At 69.8% G+C, this 17,332-nt stretch carries 12 protein-coding genes and 2 pseudogenes; 6 read left to right on the forward strand and 8 right to left on the reverse strand.

All coding sequences use genetic code 11. The features are described from left to right. Positions 1-22: 22 nt before the first annotated feature. Together ACWGKT_RS43870 and ACWGKT_RS43875 are read right to left on the reverse strand one after the other, a co-directional pair. Complete coding sequence (locus ACWGKT_RS43870) at positions 23-928, reverse strand: universal stress protein (protein ID WP_453278099.1); 906 nt, start codon at positions 926-928, stop codon at positions 23-25. A gap of 159 nt (positions 929-1,087) precedes the next feature. Then, entirely contained in the window at positions 1,088-1,717 is a 630-nt protein-coding gene (locus ACWGKT_RS43875) for a hypothetical protein (protein ID WP_453278100.1), read from the reverse strand. A 261-nt stretch (positions 1,718-1,978) separates the two neighbouring features. Between ACWGKT_RS43875 and ACWGKT_RS43880 the strand changes: the two are divergent. Beyond that, a pseudogene (locus ACWGKT_RS43880) lies at positions 1,979-3,650 on the forward strand (SulP family inorganic anion transporter). Between the two features lie 38 nt (positions 3,651-3,688). Here ACWGKT_RS43880 and ACWGKT_RS43885 read toward each other — a convergent pair. The 4 genes from ACWGKT_RS43885 to ACWGKT_RS43900 are packed head-to-tail and all read right to left on the reverse strand — an operon-like array spanning position 3,689 to position 8,367. Next, positions 3,689-4,612 (reverse strand): carbamate kinase, encoded by a 924-nt coding sequence (locus ACWGKT_RS43885; protein WP_453278101.1) that lies wholly within the window; start codon positions 4,610-4,612, stop codon positions 3,689-3,691. Positions 4,613-4,615: 3 nt separating this feature from the next. Then, positions 4,616-5,617 (reverse strand): ornithine carbamoyltransferase, encoded by a 1,002-nt coding sequence (gene argF, locus ACWGKT_RS43890; RefSeq protein ID WP_453278102.1) that lies wholly within the window; start codon positions 5,615-5,617, stop codon positions 4,616-4,618. An 18-nt stretch (positions 5,618-5,635) separates the two neighbouring features. Next, the gene (locus ACWGKT_RS43895) at positions 5,636-6,850 is read right to left on the reverse strand and encodes an arginine deiminase (protein ID WP_453278103.1); all 1,215 of its coding nucleotides are present in this window, start codon (positions 6,848-6,850) and stop codon (positions 5,636-5,638) included. Continuing rightward, complete coding sequence (locus ACWGKT_RS43900; RefSeq protein WP_453278104.1) at positions 6,847-8,367, reverse strand: APC family permease; 1,521 nt, start codon at positions 8,365-8,367, stop codon at positions 6,847-6,849. Before ACWGKT_RS43900 ends, ACWGKT_RS43895 begins: the two co-directional genes overlap by 4 nt. A 564-nt stretch (positions 8,368-8,931) precedes the next feature. Here ACWGKT_RS43900 and ACWGKT_RS43905 point away from each other — a divergent pair. After that, a complete protein-coding gene (locus ACWGKT_RS43905) occupies positions 8,932-9,387 on the forward strand; it encodes a cyclic nucleotide-binding domain-containing protein (RefSeq protein WP_453278105.1) in 456 nt (151 codons plus the stop codon). 27 nt (positions 9,388-9,414) lie between these two features. After that, positions 9,415-10,119 carry a CBS domain-containing protein gene (locus ACWGKT_RS43910; RefSeq protein WP_453278106.1) on the forward strand — a complete coding sequence of 235 codons (705 nt, stop codon included), beginning with the start codon at positions 9,415-9,417 and terminating at the stop codon, positions 10,117-10,119. A gap of 43 nt (positions 10,120-10,162) precedes the next feature. Here the strand turns inward: ACWGKT_RS43910 and ACWGKT_RS43915 are convergent, their stop codons facing one another. Together ACWGKT_RS43915 and ACWGKT_RS43920 are read right to left on the reverse strand one after the other, a co-directional pair. Then, on the reverse strand, positions 10,163-11,878 hold the full coding sequence (locus ACWGKT_RS43915) for a GAF domain-containing protein (RefSeq protein ID WP_453278110.1): 1,716 nt from the start codon (positions 11,876-11,878) through the stop codon (positions 10,163-10,165). Positions 11,879-12,154: 276 nt separating this feature from the next. Continuing rightward, entirely contained in the window at positions 12,155-12,847 is a 693-nt protein-coding gene (locus ACWGKT_RS43920) for a response regulator (protein WP_453278107.1), read from the reverse strand. Positions 12,848-13,229: 382 nt separating this feature from the next. On the opposite strand from ACWGKT_RS43920, the gene ACWGKT_RS43925 reads away from it, so the two are divergent. From ACWGKT_RS43925 to ACWGKT_RS43935, 3 genes and pseudogenes are all read left to right on the forward strand, one after another. After that, positions 13,230-13,640: a hypothetical protein gene (locus ACWGKT_RS43925; protein WP_453278108.1), complete on the forward strand. Its 411-nt coding sequence runs from the start codon at positions 13,230-13,232 to the stop codon at positions 13,638-13,640. A gap of 255 nt (positions 13,641-13,895) precedes the next feature. After that, positions 13,896-16,583, forward strand: coding sequence for a bifunctional acetaldehyde-CoA/alcohol dehydrogenase (adhE, locus tag ACWGKT_RS43930; protein ID WP_453278109.1), 2,688 nt, complete (start codon positions 13,896-13,898; stop codon positions 16,581-16,583). A 215-nt stretch (positions 16,584-16,798) separates the two neighbouring features. Then, positions 16,799-17,284: pseudogene (locus ACWGKT_RS43935) on the forward strand (pyridoxamine 5'-phosphate oxidase family protein). Positions 17,285-17,332: the final 48 nt, after the last annotated feature.

Genomic DNA, 17,332 nt, shown 5'->3' on the forward strand with positions numbered 1-17,332 from the left:
TTCTCTCCTCTGGAGGGGCGCGTCAGTCGTGGGCGACGACGGCGACGGGGGCGGTGGAGTGATGCAGGACGGCATGGGTGACGGTGCCTATGTGGGCGCCGACGGAGGACCGGCGGACGCGGCGGCCGACGACGACGAGGGACGCCTTGTGGGAGGCCTCGATCAGGAGGAGCGAGGGGCTGCCGTAGTGCGACTGCTCGACGACCTCGACGTCGGGGTACTTCTGCCGCCAGGGGCGCAGCACCTCGCTCAGGATTACGGCGTCGCCCTTCGCCATTTCCCGCTCGACCGCGGGCTCCAGAGCCATGCCATAGGCGTAGTAGGGCGGCGGGTTCCAGGCGTGCACGACCCGCAGCGGCGCCGAGCGGCGCGCGGCGGCCTCGAAGGCGAACTCGATCAGCGCCTCATCGGGGTCGGCGACGTCGAGCCCGAGGACGACGGGGCGGAACGCTGTTGCCGCGGAGGGGATACCCGCCTCGTCCATCTGGTGCTCGTCCGCGGCCTGTTCGCCGGCGCGGACCAGGACGACGGGTCGCTCCGTATGCGCCACGACCGCGAGCCCGACCGAGCCGACCAGGAAGCCGCCGATCCCGCCCAGGCCACGTGAGCCGAGGACGAGCATGTCGGCGTCCTTGGACGCGTTGACCAGGGCTTCGGCGGGTTGTCCGGTGAGCTGCTCGGTGGTCACCTCGACGCCGGGGTGACGCAGTCGCAGACCGTCGGTGGACTCTCGGGGGATCCTCTCGGTCCAGTGCTGGTGCGTCTCGGCACCGAGGAGCGGGGCCTGGGCCATGGGCTCCGGTACCGGCTCCCAGACCTGGACGAGCTTCACCGGCAGTCCGCGCAGCGTCGCCTCGCGAGCCGCCCATTCCGCGGCGGCGCGGCTCTCGGGAGAGCCGTCGAGGCCTACGGTGATGGTGCGGGGCATGTTCTCCACCTCCTGAATCAGGGCCCCGAGGGGACCCGATTCCAGCGTCGTGTTCAGGGGTTCTTCAGGGCAGGGGCCGGTGGTCCCTCAGTGGGGACCATGGGCCCGCATGTGCCGGCGGGACGGGCCCGGGGCGGGGTCCGTCCCGCCGCGCTGGGGTCAGCGCAGCCAGGTGTGGTCGCGGACGATCGGCAGCTGCGCCCACTGCCGGCTCAGGCCCCAGGTGGCGCCCGCGCCCGCTGCCGCCACCGCGATCAGGGCGACCGCGTAGATCACGTGGTAGTCGGCGAACGGGTTCGTCGACATGCTCGGCGTTCCGTTGGACAGGTGCTTGGCCGGCGGCCACTCGGCGAGCCACATCAGTGCCATCATCGCCGTGCCCGCCACCGCAGCCAGCCGCAGCGCCACGCCGGTCATGACGGCCACGCCGATACCCAGCAGGCCCAGCATGAACAGCCAGTCCGCCCACGTGTCGCCGGCCCAGGAGTGGAACGTCGACTCCATCGGTCCGGCGGCAACGGAGCTGAGGAAGCCCTTCGTCGGCGACCCGCCGTCGATCCAGCCCTTGCCGGAGGCGGTCGCGTAGCCCAGGCCGAAGGTCTTGTCGAGGAACGCCCAGAGGAAGACGAACCCGGTCAGGATGCGCAGGGACGCGAGGGCGTAGGCCTGCGCGGCGGTGTGGGTGCCGAGACGTACCGACACAGCGGACTCGGAGCCGGTCCGGTGCCAACGAAAGGCGGCCGACAGGTGGAATCCCGGGCTCCGGTGAGGGTGCTCGTGCACGGCCATGATGGTGATCCCTTCGGGGATGTATGAATCGTCGTCTCCTTGACGTCTCTCACTCTCGCCCGATGCCCAACGTCACGCCGGATGCCGAAGGTCTCCATCCGATGGGCTGAACGTCCCTGTGTACGAGGCCCGTTGGATTGGAGGACGCTCAACGGGCAAGTGGAACGCCAGGGGGGTGTCGCGGATGATCGCGCGGCCGTGGATGCTGGGCCCACGCAGAGAGGGTCGGCAGATGGCTCAGGGTGCGGGCAGACGGTTTGCGTGTGGCTTCGGCTGGTGCCCGGCCTCGTCTCCCTGATCGGTTACCGGCGTTCGTGGCTGAGGGGCGACCTTCTGGCCGGCGTGACGGTGGCGGCGTACCTCGTGCCGCAGGTGATGGCGTACGCGGGTGTGGCGGGGCTGCCACCGGTCGCCGGGCTGTGGGCGATCCTGCCCGCCCTCGCGATGTACGCCTTGTTCGGGTCCTCCCGGCTGTTGTCAGTGGGACCCGAATCGACGACCGCTCTGATGACCGCCACCGTGGTGGGCCCACTCGCCGACGGAGACGCCGGGCGCTACGCCTCGCTGGCCGCCGCCCTCGCGATCACGGTCGGTCTGCTGTGCCTGGTCGCGCGGGTGGTGCGGCTGGGCTTCCTCGCAGACCTGCTCTCCCGCCCGGTCCTGATTGGCTATCTGGCGGGAGTGGCCTTGATCATGATGGCGGACCAGGTGCCCAGGCTCACCGGTGTGCGGACGACCGGGTCGGAGTTCTTCCCCCAACTATGGCACTTCGCCCGGCACCTGTCGGACGTCGATGCGCACACGGTCGTCTTTTCCGTCGTCGCGCTGGTGTTCCTGTTCACGGTGAAGCGGTACATGCCAGCCCTGCCGGGACCGTTGCTCGCGGTGGTCCTCGGTACGGTGGCCGTCACCGTCTTCGACCTCGACCCGTCAAGGTGATCGGCGAGGTCCCGTCGGGGCTGCCGTCCCTCGCGCTGCCGGACATGGGCGAGATGCCGCACCTGGTGCTGCCCGCGCTGGGCGTCCTGATCGTCGCCTACACCGACTTCATCCTCACCGCGCGCGCCTTCACCAGGCGCACCGATGGCGAGCCCGGCTTGGACGCCAACCAGGAATTCCTGGCGCTCGGCGCGGCCAACCTCGGCGCGGGCGCCCTGCACGGCTTTCCGGTCAGCAGCAGTGCCAGCCGCACCGCGCCCGCATCCTCGACGGGCGCCCGCAGCCAGGGCTACTCGCTCGTGGCCGGAGCGGCGGTCCTCGCCGTCCTGCTGTTCCTGAGCCCCTTGCTGAGCCGGACGCCCTCGGCGGTGCTGGGCGCGCTCGTCGCCTACGCCGCCGTCCGCATGATCGACCCGGCCGGTTTCCGCCGACTGGCTTCCTTCCGCTGCCGCGAACTCCTGCTCGCCGTCGGCTGCCTGGCCGGCGTACTCGCTCTGGACATCCTGTACGGCGTGATCGTGGCGGTCGGCCTGTCAGTGGCCGAACTGCTCACCCGGGTGGCACGCCCGCACGACGCGGTCGAAGGGCTGGTGCCCGGATTGGCCGGCATGCACGACATCGACGACTACGCGCAGGCACGCGCGATCCCGGGCCTGCTCGTCTACCGCTACGACTCTCCCCTGTTCTTCGCCAACGCGGAGAACTTCCGGTGCCGGGCTCTGGCCCCATCGACGAACAGACCGACCCGGTCCGCTGGTTCGTCCTGAACACCGAGGCGAACGTCGAGGTCGACATCACGGCTCTCGACGCGGTGGACGAGCTGCGCCGCGAACTCGCCCACCGCGGCATCGTGCTCGCACTCGCCCGGGTCAAACAAGATCTCCGGGACGACCTGAAGGCGTACGGCCTGGCGGACTCCGTGGGCACGAACCTCATCTTCCCCACTCTGCCCACCGCGGTAGCCGCCTACCGCGAGTGGTGCGGCGAGCGGTAGGGACAGGAGGCATGACGCGGCGCGGGGCCGCCCCGTTGTCACCCGGCCCTGAGGTCCGGCCGGATCAGTGTGCCCGACGTGCCGTGGACGATCTCGTAGGCCCCGTCCAGGGCGCCGATCGCGGCCAGACCGCCGGTGTGCTCGACGAAGCGGGCAGCCGCCTCGGCCTTGGGGCCCATCGAGCCGGCCGGGAAACCTCCGTGCCGCAGGTCCTGGGGGGTGGCGTCGAGCAGCGGGTGCTGGTCCGGGGTGCCGTAGCCCTCGTAGACGTAGGGGACGTCGGTGAGGATGAGCAGGAAGTCCGCCTTGAGGTCCTCTGCGAGCAGGGCTGCGGTGAGGTCCTTGTCGATGACCGCCTCCACGCCGGTCAGTGCGCCGGTATCGCGGTTGGCGGTGACGGGGACCCCGCCCCCGCCGGCGCAGATCACCATGGTCCCGCTGTTCAGCAGTTCGTGGATGGTTTCGGTCTCCAGGATGCGTTCGGGTGCGGGTGAGGCGACGACGCGTCGCCAGCCGGTGGTGTCCCGGGCGATGCGCCAGCCCCGCTTGCGGGCCAGCTTCTCGGCCGTCTGGCGGGAGTACACCTGGCCGACGAACTTCGTGGGCCGTTCGAAGGCCGGATCGTCGGCCCGCACGAGGGTGTGCGTGACGAGGGCAGCGATCCGATGCCCGGGCAGAGCGTCGTGCATGGCACGGGTGAGCAAGGAGCCGATCATGCCCTCGGTCTGGGCACCGAGCAGGTCCAACGGGTAGGGGGCGCTGAGCGCGGGGTCGGCCTCACTCTCCATGGCGAGCAGGCCGATCTGCGGCCCGTTGCCGTGGGTGATGACCAGCTCGTGTTCGTGGGCGAGGGCGGCGAGGGCAGTGGCGACCTGGTCGATGTTGGCCTGCTGGACGGCGGCATCGGGGCGTTCGCCGCGGCGCAGCAGGGCGTTGCCGCCGAGGGCGACGACGATGCGCATGATTCAGTCCTCCAGGGTGGCGACGAGCACGGCCTTGATGGTGTGCAGCCGGTTCTCCGCCTGGTCGAACACGATCGAGGCGGACGAGGAGAAGACCTCGTCGGTGACTTCGAGGCCGTTCAGGCCGTAGGCCTCGAACAGCTCCTGGCCGAGCCGGGTGCGGTGGTCGTGGAGGGAGGGCAGGCAGTGCATGAACTTCACGTCCGGGTTGTCGGTGAGGGCGAGCGTCTTGTCGTTGACCTGGTACGGCAGCAGCAGCTCGATCCGCTCGCGCCAGGTGTCGGCAGGCTCGCCCATGGAGACCCAGACGTCCGTGTGCAGGAAGTCGGCACCCCGTACGGCGGTCTCGACATCCTCGGTGAGGGTGATGCACCCACCGCTGCGGCCGGCCACTTCACGGCATGTGGCGACCAGAGCGGATTCCGGCCACAGAGCCTTGGGCGCGGCGATGCGCACGTCCATGCCGAGCAGCGCGCCCATCGAGAGCAGGGAGTTGCCCATGTTGTTGCGGGCGTCGCCCAGGTAGCAGTAGCTGACGTCCGTGAGCGGCTTGGCGCTGTGCTCCCGCATGGTGAGCATGTCGCACAGGCTCTGGGTGGGGTGGGCGGTGTCGGTCAGCCCGTTGTAGACGGGAACGCCGGCGTGGGCGGCGAGTTCGGTGACGATCGACTGGGCGGAGCCCCGGTACTCGATACCGTCGAACATGCGGCCGAGGACGCGGGCGGTGTCGGCGATGGACTCCTTGTGGCCGACGTGGGTGTCGCCGGGGCCGAGGTAGGTGGTGCGGGCGCCTTGGTCGGCAGCTGCCACTTCGAAGGCGCAGCGGGTGCGGGTGGAGGTCTTCTCGAAGATCAGGGCGACGTGCTTGCCGGTCAGCTGTGGCTGTTCGGTGCCGGCGCGCTTGGCCGTCTTGAGGTCGTGGGCGAGATCGAGGAGGTGGTGGATCTCGCGGGCGGTGAAGTCGAGTTCGCTCAGGTAGGAGCGGCCTCGCAGGTCGACGGTCATGGTGGTGTCCTTACCGGGTCAGGCGACCGGGTCGCGTTCGATGGGGCAGCTCATGCAACGGGGTCCGCCGCGACCGCGGCCGAGTTCGGCGCCGGCGATGGTGACGATCTCGATGCCCTGCTTGCGCAGGTAGGTGTTGGTGGTGACGTTGCGCTCGTAGCCGACGACCACGCCGGGTGCGAGGGCCAGGAAGTTGCTGCCGTCGTCCCACTGCTCGCGCTCGGCGTTGCGGATGTCCTGCGGCGCGGACAGCATGCGGACCTTGTCCAGGCCGAGGGCCTCGGCGAGCGCGGTCGCGAGATCGGAGTTCGCGGTGACGTCGAAACCGGTCTCGCGGCTGTCACTGGGCCGCAGCGTCCACGAGCGCAGGGAGTCCGCAAGACCGGGGTAGATGACGAACGCATCACGGTCGACCATGGTCAGCACGGTGTCCAGGTGCATGTACGCACGCGCTGAGGGCAGTTGGACGGCGATCAGCTTGCTGGCTGTACCGGCCGCGAAGAGCCGCGCGGCCAGGTTCTCCGCGGCCTGGGCAGTGGTGCGCTCGCCCATGCCGACCATGACGGCGCCGTTGCCCAGGACGTGGACGTCCCCGCTTTCGAGGGTGCCGACGGGCCCGTCGAGCAGGGGTGCGGGCGCGACGTCGGCGAACATCGGGTGGAACCGGTAGATGGCCTGCGCGTGCAGGCTCTCGCGTCGCCGCGCGGGCTTGGCCATCGGGTTGACCGACACCTGGTCGTACACCCAGCAGGAGTTGTCGCGGGGGAAGAGGTGGTTGGGCAGCGGGGCGAGGGCGAAGTCGTCGGCGCCGAGCGCGTTCCACACAAGGCTGTGCGGAGTGGCGAGCGGCAGATCGCTCTTGAGGAGGCCGCCGATCAGGTAGCCGGCGAGGGTCTCCCCGTCGAGGTCGGCGCACAGTTCGCGCACCGGATCGATGAGGGCCGGCCCCACAGTGCCGGGAGTGACGACCCGGTCCAGGAGCCAGTCACGGGCCTCGGCGACGTCGAGGGTCTGCGCCAGCAGGTCGGCGAAATAGTGGACGCGGGCGCCGTGGTCGCGCAGGACCTGGGCGAAGGCGTCGTGCTCCTCGCGGGCGCGCTTGGCCCACAGGATGTCGTCGAAGAGCAGTGCGTCGACGTTGCCCGGCGTGAGGCGGGAGAGTTCGAGGCCGGGGCGGTGCAGGATCACCTGGTGCAGCGGGCCGACCTCGGAGTCGACGTGGAAAGTGTTCATCGCAGAGGTTCCTCTGTGCTCGGGCGGTCAGTCGTGGTGGCGGAGGTCGTTCGCCTCGGGGGCCCGCCGATGCGGTTGGTACGGAGCCCGTGGGAGAGCCACTGGGCCGACTGGGGCGTTTCAGGTGCCCGCTCCTGCTGGGCCGGGATCGCCGCGGTGTTCGGCGCCGTGGCCTCGCCGAAGGTGTCCTGACCCCGCTTCAGCCAGACGTAGACGGGGACGCCGAGCAGCAGGACGAACAGGCCGTAGTAGACGGTCTGGTAGCCGCTGCCCTGGATCGACCAGTACGAGAAGGCGAGGGCGAGCCCGGCGACGGTGACGTCACGGGCGAGCCTGCGAGGGCTGAGGCTGTCCCGGCCGCGTACCAGCAGCCAGTACAGCTGGGCGGCGGCGGAGAACAGGTAGGGGATCACGGCGGTCAGCACGCTCAGCAGCACGATCTTGGTGAAGACGTCGTCGAAGCGCGTGTAGCTGAACACGGTGATCAGCGAGGCCAGCACAGTCGAGGCGACGATGCCGAAGGCCGGCACGCCGCCCTCGCCACGCAGCCGGGCGAAGGCCTGCGGGAACAGCCCGTCGCGGGCGGCCGCGTACGGCATCTCGGCGCACAGCATGGTCCAGCCGTTGAGGGCACCGATGCCGGAGATGATCGCGGCGACGGCGACGATGTCGCCGGCCCAACTGCCGCCGAAGATGTTGTTCGCCGCGTCGGTGAAGGGCGCGGTGGATCCGCCCAGCTTGCCGTGGGAGACGGTGCCGAAGACGGCGAGGATGCCCAGGATGTAGATGACGGCACAGATGAGCGTGCCGTAGACGGTGGCGCGGGGCACGTTGCGCTCCGGCTCGCGAACCCGGCCGGCGACAACAGAGGCAGCTTCCAGACCCAGGTAGCTGAACAGGGCGATGGCGCCCGCGGCCGAGATCGCTCCCAGCGCCGACTGGCCGCTCGCGTTGAACGGGCCGAAGTTGTGGGCGTCGATGAACAGCAGCCCGACGGTGGCCATGAAGACCAGGGGCACGAACTTCAGCACGGTCGTGATCACCTGGAACGCGCCCATGTTGCGCACGCCGGTGAGGTTGATCGCGGCGGGAATCCACAGTCCGACCAGCGCGAGCAGCACCGAGACCCACTTGTCGTGCCCGGTGTTCACGAACACCTCGACGTAGCCGACCCAGGCCACGACGATGGCCGCGTTGCCGGCCCAGGCCGTGATCCAGTACGACCACGCGTTGAGGAACCCGGCGAACTCGCCGAAGGCCTCGCGGGCGTAGACGTACGGGCCGCCGCTGGCCGGAACCCGCTTCGACAGGGCGCCGAAGGTCGTCGCCAGCGCGAGCGCGCCGAGGGTCACGGCGACGAACGCGACAAGGGAGATCGGCCCGTACGGGGCGAGGGCGGAAGGCAGCGCGAAGACTCCGGTGCCGATGATGCTGCCAATCACGAGCGCGGAGGCGGCGGGAAGGCCGAGCGCCGTCGTGGGCGCTTTCCCCTTTCCGCCTCCTGTGGTTCTGGGCATGGCTGAGTCTCCTTGTGCAGAACGTTGAGGATCAGTCGATCCGCGACTGATCCTTCTGCCCCTCAGCCGGGCACAGTCAGCGGCCACACGGCCCACAGACGACCCCAATGGTCCCGCTGCCGTGGGCCTGGACAGCCCAACTCGTCCGCTTCCCGGTGCTCCTGGTCGCCAGGACATGGGCCGTTCGGTCCACGGCATGGTCCGCCCAGCCCCATCGTCAGCACCGTGCTCGGCTCGACAATCGAGGGCAGGAGCTGCGGCCGGGCTCGCGACACGGTGTCGACCGGCCGGCGGTACCACGTCCTTACGGCTCGTTCGAGATGGGGTGGTTCTCCCGCACGCCCCAGGAGCCGCGAGGGCTTCCGCGCGGGTCTCGTGCTGGGGAGGCACGATCCTCGCGCCACGGCCGCCGCCCTCGCCGACACGGGGGCGGCGGCCGTCTTCCCCAGCGATCCTCCTCGGGGCCGGATGGCCCTGCTCCGGACCTGATGGCCCCTCGCCCGGTCCGGGTCGGCGCCACACGCTGGAGGTATCAGTTCGTACACCGCGACCGGGAGGCCGGCCATGAACACCCCGAGCATGCTGCGCGCGCTGCCCACCCAGCACCGGCAACGGCTCATGCGTCTCGCCCGGGAGGTGACCTTCCCGCAGGGGACGCGCATCTTCAACGAAGGTGCACGCGCGGATCGGTTCTGGATCATCCGCACCGGCTCCATCGAGCTCGACACCCACGTACCCGGTCGGCGCCGCGCCATCATCGAGACCCTCGGCCACAACGAACTCGTCGGCCTGTCCTGGCTGTTCGCGCCGCACGTGTGGCATCTGGGCGCCACGGCGGCGACACCGGTACGGGCGTACGAGTTCGACGCCACGGCCGTGCGCTCCCTCTGCCAGGACGACCCGGCACTCGGCCAGGCCGTAACCCAGTGGGTCGGCGACGTACTAGCCCACCGCCTCCGTACCACCAGGACCAGGCTGCTGGACCTCTACGCCCCCTACGGCGCCGGAAGCGCCGTGTGAGCGGGCCGACCCGACGAAGGAGTCACCGTGCACAGCACCCCGCACATCGTCAGCGACGTCATGTCCCACACGGTCGCCGCCGTCGGCCGACGGGCCGCCTTCAAGGAGATCGTGCAGCTCATGCAGGACTGGAAGGTCAGCGCCCTGCCCGTCCTCGAGGGAGAGGGCCGCGTGGTCGGCGTCGTCTCCGAGGCCGACCTGCTGCCCAAGGAGGAGTTCCGCGACAGCGACCCCGACCGGGCCACCCAGCTACGCCGTCTCGATGACCTCGCCAAGGCCGGCGGCCTCACCGCCGAGGACCTCATGACCTCCCCCGCCCTCACCGTCCACGCGAACGCGACACTCGCCCAGGCCGCACGGACCATGGCACACGCCAAGGTCAAGCGCCTGCCCGTCGTCGACGACGTGGGCATGCTGCAGGGCATCGTCAGCCGCGCGGACCTGCTGAAGGTCTTCCTGCGGACCGATGAGGAGATCACCGACGAGGTCCGGCAAGAGGTCGTGGCGTACCTCTTCCCTGCGCCGGTGTCAGCCGTGCGGGTGGAAGTGCAAAACGGCGTCGTAAAGCTCATCGGCCACGCCCGGGACACATCCCTGGTCCCGGTGGCCGCGCGCCTGGTCCGCGCCGTCGAGGGCGTGGTCGACGTGGAGTTCGAGCTGACGCGCTCGGAAAGCCCTACGGAGTCGACCGCCGCTCCCGCGAACGGCGGCGAAAACCTGTCTCCCGCCTGACCGGCAATTCCTCACAGAACAGCAGGATCCGCGTCGGGCCGCACTAACCCGCTACCACGGGCGCCGACCATGTCAGCGTGGTGCCGCCGCCCGTTGGGCTGGTCCACTCCAGCTTTCCGCCCAGTTGCTCCGCTCGCTCAGCCATGTTGCGCAGGCCGCTGCGGCGACCGTCGGGCGGAATACCCACACCATTGTCGGTGACCGTCAGCCGCACCTCCCGCCCGTCGGTCACGAGCCCGACCTCGGCGCGGTCGGCGTGCGCGTGGCGGGCGACGTTCGTCAGGGACTCCGACAGGACGGCCACCGCATGGTCGGCGATCTCCTTCGGCACCTCGGTGTCCAGCAGGCCCTCCATGCGCACGCTCGGTGCGAAGCCCAGCACCGGTGCGGCCTCGCCGACCGCCCGCACTACACGCGCCCGCAGGCCGACGCCGGCGGCACCGTCGCGCGACCGCAGACCGAAGATCGCCGACCTGATGATCTTGATGGTCTCGTCCAGGTCGTCCACCGCCCGCAGCACGCGCTCGGATGCCTCCGCGTGCTCGATGAAGCGGCCCGCGCTCTGCAGGGTCATACCGGTCGCGAACAGCCGCTGGATGGCCAGGTCGTGCAGGTCCCTGGCAATGCGGTCGCGGTCCTGGAGCACCGCGATCTGCTCAGCGTCCTTACGGCGCTCCGCCAGCTCCATGGCGACCGCGGCCTGGGCTGCGAAGCCCTGCAACGTCTCGGTCTCCTTCTCCGAGAACACGGTCTGGCCCGCCGCACGGACCAGCAGCACGACGCCTCGTACACCGTCACCGGAGCCGATCGGAACGGCCACGGCCGGACCGAGCCCGGTGAAGCGCGACGCGGCGGCCGAGACGTCCCCGCGGTCCTCGGACGGAAAGACCCCTGTCTCGCTGCGGGACACATCCGGGTCGGTGGCCGGCGAGGCGCTGGAGAAGGCCTGTCCTATCAGGTTGTCGTCCGTAGGCAGCACAAGCCCGCGGTGCGCCTCGGCCTCGTGTCCTAGGGCGAGCTCCACGGTGAGCGCGTCGGTGCCCTCCATGGGTACCGCGACCACCGCCAGCGCCGCAGAGGTGATCTCCCTTGCGCGTTCGGCGATCAGCCCGAGGACCTCGCCACGGTCACTGCCGGACAAGAGGCTGTGGGTGATCTCCGCGCTCGCGCGCAGCCAGCGTTCACGCAGCCGGGACTCCTCGTACAGGCGGGCGTTGTCGATGGCCACACCGGCCGCCACGGCCAGCGTCGACAGGACCGACTCGTCCTCTTCGTCGAACTGTGCCCCACCGCGCTTTTCTGTCAGATAGAGGTTTCCGAAGACCTGGTCGCGCACCCGGATCGGGACCCCGAGGAAGGTGTTCATCGGCGGGTGGTGAGGCGGGAAGCCGTACGAAGCGGAATGCTCGGAGAGCTTGGGCAGGCGCAGGGGCTCGGGGTGCCGAATCAACTCTCCGAGGATGCCGTGGCCCTCCGGATAGGGGCCGATCTGCGCGATCTGCTCCTCACCGACGCCGACCGTGAGGAACTCGGACAGCGTCTTGCCGTCGGGGCCGATCACGCCCAGGGCCGCGTACTCGGCATCCACCAGGACCGCCGCAGCCTCCACAATGCTGCGCAGCGCCTGCTCAAGGTCCAGCTCCCGGCCGACCGAGAGCACCGCTTCCAGCAGGCTGTGCACCCGGTCGCGGGTGCCGCGGGCGGCGTCCAGCCGGGCCTGGAGCTCTTCCAACAGCTCGTCCAGCCGCAGCTGGGGCATTCGTACGCGGGCGCCCTCGAAGCCTCCCACCAGTGATTCCTCCAAGCCCTCAGCCCACGAACGGCTGACCGTTCTTGTCCGGGCCACGCTATCGGCCCACGACAGGAAACGGTACGAGATCAGACTCCCTGGCCAGGGACAGAAGGACGCCAAAGAAGAGGACGGGACCAGCTGAATGCTTGGCAGGCTGGGCGTCGAACCGCAGAGCCCAACGACACCACGTCACCGGAACCGGCAGGTCGACACGTCAAGCCGGAGGCCTCAGGCCCCGGGGTCTCAGTGCCCTTCCTGCCGCTGCCGGTCCTGGACCTGGGTGGCGATGACCGCGGCCTGGATACGGCGCTCTACGCCGAGCTTGGCCAGCAGACGGGAGATGTGGTTCTTCACCGTCTTCTCGGCCAGGTACAGCCGTTGGCCGATCTGGCGGTTGGTCAGACCCTCACCGATCAGAGCCAGGATCTCCCGCTCCCGCTCGGTCAGGCCTTGCAATCCGTCCGGCTGCTCCTCCTCCTGCTGGCCACCGCGCAGCCGGGCCATCAGCTTGGTGGTGGCACTGGCATCGAGCAGGGACTGGCCGCCTGCCACGGTGCGAACAGCGGACACCAGGTCCGAGCCCTGGATCTGCTTCAGGACGTACCCGGAGGCACCCGCCATGATCGAGTCCAGCAGAGCCTCCTCGTCGTCGAAGGAGGTCAGCATCAGGCAAGCGAGTTCGGGCATGCGTGAGCGGAGTTCCCGGCACACGGTCACGCCGTCGCCGTCGGGCAGACGGACGTCCAGCACCGCCACCTGCGGGCGCAACGCGGGAACCCGCACCAGCGCCTGCTCCACCGTGCCGGCCTCGCCGATCACCTCGATGTCCGGCTCGTCGTTCAGCAGGTCGCGTACCCCGCGCCGTACCACCTCGTGGTCGTCCAGCAGAAAGACCCGGATCGGGTTGCCGGGGCCGGGCTGCTCGCTGTCCGCCATCAAACCGCTCCCTGGTTCCGCGTTCCGTGCCGACGTCCGCTCGTGGACATGATCGGCCCTCCGTACCGAGATCCTGTCTCGTATCCGGGCCGAAGGGCCAGGGCCGGTCGGCCCTGTTGTCCGCCCAGAGTGTCCCGCGGCCATGACCTACCGCTGCCGCCGGGGCGCGAAAGGGCCTGCCGCGCCCTCTCAGCGGACAGGCGGCACGGCCTTGGCGCTCGGCGGAAGCCGAACAGGGCGCCACACTGCCCCAACCCGAATCGCGCCACCCCACAGGGTGAAGGTCCTATGGCCCCACTGCAGGGGTCTGAGAGCCCTGGGCCAGGACCGGTGCTCACTGAAGTCTGGAGCCGCTGCGAAACGATCAGAAGGAGTGGAGCACATGACTGCCAAGGACACCGGCACCCAGGTCACCAGCACCGTCGACGTAGAGGTGCGCATGGAAGGCGATGTGGACGAGGATGCCGTCGCATACCTCCGGGAGAAGGTCGACGCGGTCCTCGGCCGGCCCGGGGTTCCCGCCGTGAGCGGTGCGGTAAGGGTCGCCCGGGCGGTGGCGCACCACGCCGAGCGGCCCTGGTCCGCCGGTGCCGAGCTCGTCGTGGGGAACACCCTCGTGGTGGTGCATGCCCAGGAGGCCACGGCACACGAACTGGCGGACCGGCTGCAGGACCGGCTGCGCGGCCAGATGAACCGTGCCCTGCACCGCAAGGAGGAGGCCCGCAGGTCGGCCACTCCTCCTCCGTGGCGCGGCGGCCGTGCCGACAGCGGCCGGGATCAGAGCCCTTCCTGATCCTCCGCTGCGAGGCGGTCACTCGCCTTCGCCTGCCGGTGATTCCTGCACGTTGCCGAGGGAACTGCTCGCCCGGGTCGCCCGGCCTGTCCGGACCAGTGCCGGTCAGCCCCCGGAAGGGACCATCGGCACCTGGGAGTGGGGATCAGGCAGGACGAGAGTGAAGGCGTGAGCGGCACCGATCCCCCGCGGTGCCGCTCACGACCGCACACCGTCGGCCACCGCCGACGGCTCTCGTCAACGGAGGCGCTCCCAATGACCCGTCATGAGGCCGGAACCCGGGCAACAGCAGCTGCCGACGCGCCGTCCGACATCGCCATCGCCGTAGACCGGCTGGTCACGAACGGTCTCAAGGCGCTCACCGACTACGACTCCCTCACCCAGGAGCAGGTCGACCACATCGTCAAGAAGGCCTCGGTCGCCGCCCTGGACCAGCACACGGCGCTGGCCCGACTCGCCGTGGAGGAGACCGGACGCGGGGTCTTCGAGGACAAGGCGGCCAAGAACATGTTCGCGTGCGAGCACGTCACACACAGCATGGGCCCGATGAAGACCGTCGGCGTCATCGCCCGCGACGACGTCGAGGACATGATCGAGGTCGCCGAGCCGGTCGGTGTGGTATGCGCGATCACGCCGGTCACCAACCCGACCTCCACCACCATCTTCAAGGCACTGATGGCTTTGAAGACGCGCAACCCGATCGTGTTCGCCTTCCACCCCTCCGCCCAGCGGTGCAGCGCGGAGGCGGCCCGGATCGTGCGGGACGCGGCCGCCGCCGCCGGTGCTCCGGAGCACTGCGTGCAGTGGATCGAAACCCCGTCGGTGGAGGCGACCGGCATCCTGATGCGACACCCCGGCGTCTCGCTGATCCTCGCCACCGGCGGTAACGCCATGGTCAGGGCCGCGTATTCGGCCGGCAAGCCCGCCCTGGGGGTGGGTGCGGGCAACGTTCCCGCGTACGTGCACAAGAGCGCGAAGCTGCGCCGGGCCGTCAACGACCTGGTGCTGTCGAAGTCCTTCGACAACGGCATGATCTGCGCCTCGGAGCAGGCCGTCATCCTCGACGACGAGATCTACGATGCAGCACTCGCCGAATTCCGCGTGCTGCACACCCACCTGGCAACCGCCGAGGAAAAGAGGAAGCTGGAAGCTTTCCTGTTCCCCGTCGGTGCAGCGGGGGCGGGCCGCGAGCCGAAGGTGAACTCCGCGGCCGTCGGTCGGAGTCCGGCATGGATCGCGGAACAGGCCGGCTTCACCATCCCCGACGACACCTCACTGATACTGGTCAGGGCCGACCGGGTCGGTCCCGACGAGCCGCTGACCCGAGAGAAGCTCTGCCCGGTGCTCGCCGTGCTGCGCGCCGGCTCCGAGCAACAGGGCTTCGACCTCGCCGCAGACATGGTCGCCTTCCACGGCCAGGGCCACACCGCGGTCATCCACACCGAGGAACCGGCGCTCGCGGAGGCCTACGGCCGACGCATGAAGACCGTACGGATCCTCGTCAACGCCCCGTCCTCGCAAGGCGCCATCGGCGGGATCTACAACGGCCTGCTGCCGTCGCTCACCCTGGGCTGTGGCTCGTGGGGCCACACCTCGGTGTCCAACAACGTCTCCGCCGCCCAGCTCCTGAACGTCAAGCGGGTCAGCGCGCGCCGCAATAACCTGCAGTGGTTCAAGGTCCCGCCGAAGATCTACTTCGAGCCGCAGGCCATCCGCTATCTGGCCTCCATGCCGGACGTCCACCGCGTCACGGTCGTCACTGACGCCACCATGACCCGCCTCGGTTTCGTCGACCGCGTCAGCCGCGTCCTGCAGCGGCGCCACGAGCCGGTCACCCTCCAGATCATCGACAACGTCGAACCGGAACCGAGCATCGACTCCGTCCAGCGCGGCGCCCAACTGATGCGCGACTTCCGCCCGGACACGATCATCGCGCTCGGCGGCGGCTCCCCGATGGACGCCGCCAAGGTGATGTGGCTCCTGTACGAGCACCCGAACGTCGACTTCGCCGATATGCGGCAGAAGTTCTCCGACATCCGTAAGCGGGCCTTCCGCTTCCCGGTCCTCGGCACCCGGGCTCGCCTGGTGTGCGTGCCCACCACGTCCGGAACCGGCGCGGAGGTCACCCCCTTCGCGGTGATCTCCGACCCGGCCACCGGCAAGAAGTACCCGCTCGCCGACTACGCGCTGACCCCGAGCGTGGCCATCGTCGACCCGCTGCTCACCGCCGACCTGCCCCCGGCGCTGGCCGCCGACAGCGGCTTCGACGCGCTCACCCATGCCATCGAGGCGTACGTGTCCGTGTATGCCAACGACTTCACCGACGGCCTGGCCCTGCACGCGATCCGGCTGATCTTCGACAACATCGAGGCAGCGGTGAACGACCGCGTGGGCCGTCCCGACGCGCGGGAGAAGATGCACAACGCCGGCACGATCGCCGGCATGGCCTTCGGGAACGCCTTCCTCGGCATCGTCCACGCCATGTCGCACACCCTGGGCGCCACCTTCCACATCGCGCACGGCCGTACCAACGCGGTCCTGCTGCCGCACGTGATCCGCTACAACGGGACTGTTCCGGCGAAACTCACGGGCTGGCCCAAGTACGAGAACTACCGCGCCCCGGAACGCTTCCAGGACATCGCCCGCACCCTCGGCCTGCCCGCATCCACCCCGCAGGAGGGCGTGGAGTCGCTGTCCCGCGGGGTGGAGCGGCTACGCGACGCCGTGGGCATCGAGACCTCGTTCCAGGCCCTCGGCGTCGACGAGCGCGCCTTCCTCGACGCCCTGCCCCGACAGGCCCTGAACGCGTACGAAGACCAGTGCGCGCCCGCCAACCCGCGCATGCCGATGCTCGACGACATGCAGGAGATCATGCGCATGGCCTACTACGGCGACAAACCGGGGCGGCCGGACACGGACAAGGGCCGAACGGCCCTGGCGTGAAGAGCTCCGGTGCCGTTCCAATGACCTGATCACGCATGTCCGCGGTGGCCGACCTGGTGCGCCGCGGACAGGCAGCCGCTCAGGCCTCGAAGGGACGTCGCACATGCCCTGCCGGCGCACCGCCCCCCGCCACGGTGACAGGCCACGCATCCGCCTCGCCGCGCCAGCCGAAGACACACAGCAGTGAGCAACGAAACCGCACGGAGGCCACCCCCATGACCTCTGACACTACGCAGACTGTTCCGGCCGGGCCGCGCCGGAGCATCGAGCTGGACACCGACGAAGCCCTGCGGCTGCTGGGCAGCGCCTCCTTCGGACGGATCGTCTTCACCCGCCACGCGCTGCCGACCGTCCGCCCGGTCAACCACGTCCTGGACAACGGCGACATCGTCATCCGCACCCACGAGGGCGCGGCACTGACCGCGCGCGCCGGGCAGGCCGACGGCCAAGGCGTCGGGGTGGCATACGAGGCCGACTCCATAGACCCGGACAGCCACCTCGGCTGAAGCGTCGTGGTCACCGGCTGCGCCCAACTGGTGACCGACTCGCACGAACTGGCCCGCTACCAGGAACTGCTCACGCCCTGGGTGAACCAGAACATGGACTACGCCGTACGTATCCGTCCCGACCTGATCACGGGGGCCCGGCTCACAGCAGCCGAGCAGTGCGACCCGCCTGGTCGCGGTCCGGTTTCCGACTGAACGCGGGGGGGGTGAAAAAGCGGTGTCACGCCGCCGTGAGGTGGGAAA

It is taken from the genome of Streptomyces sp. NPDC054794 (assembly GCF_053611585.1).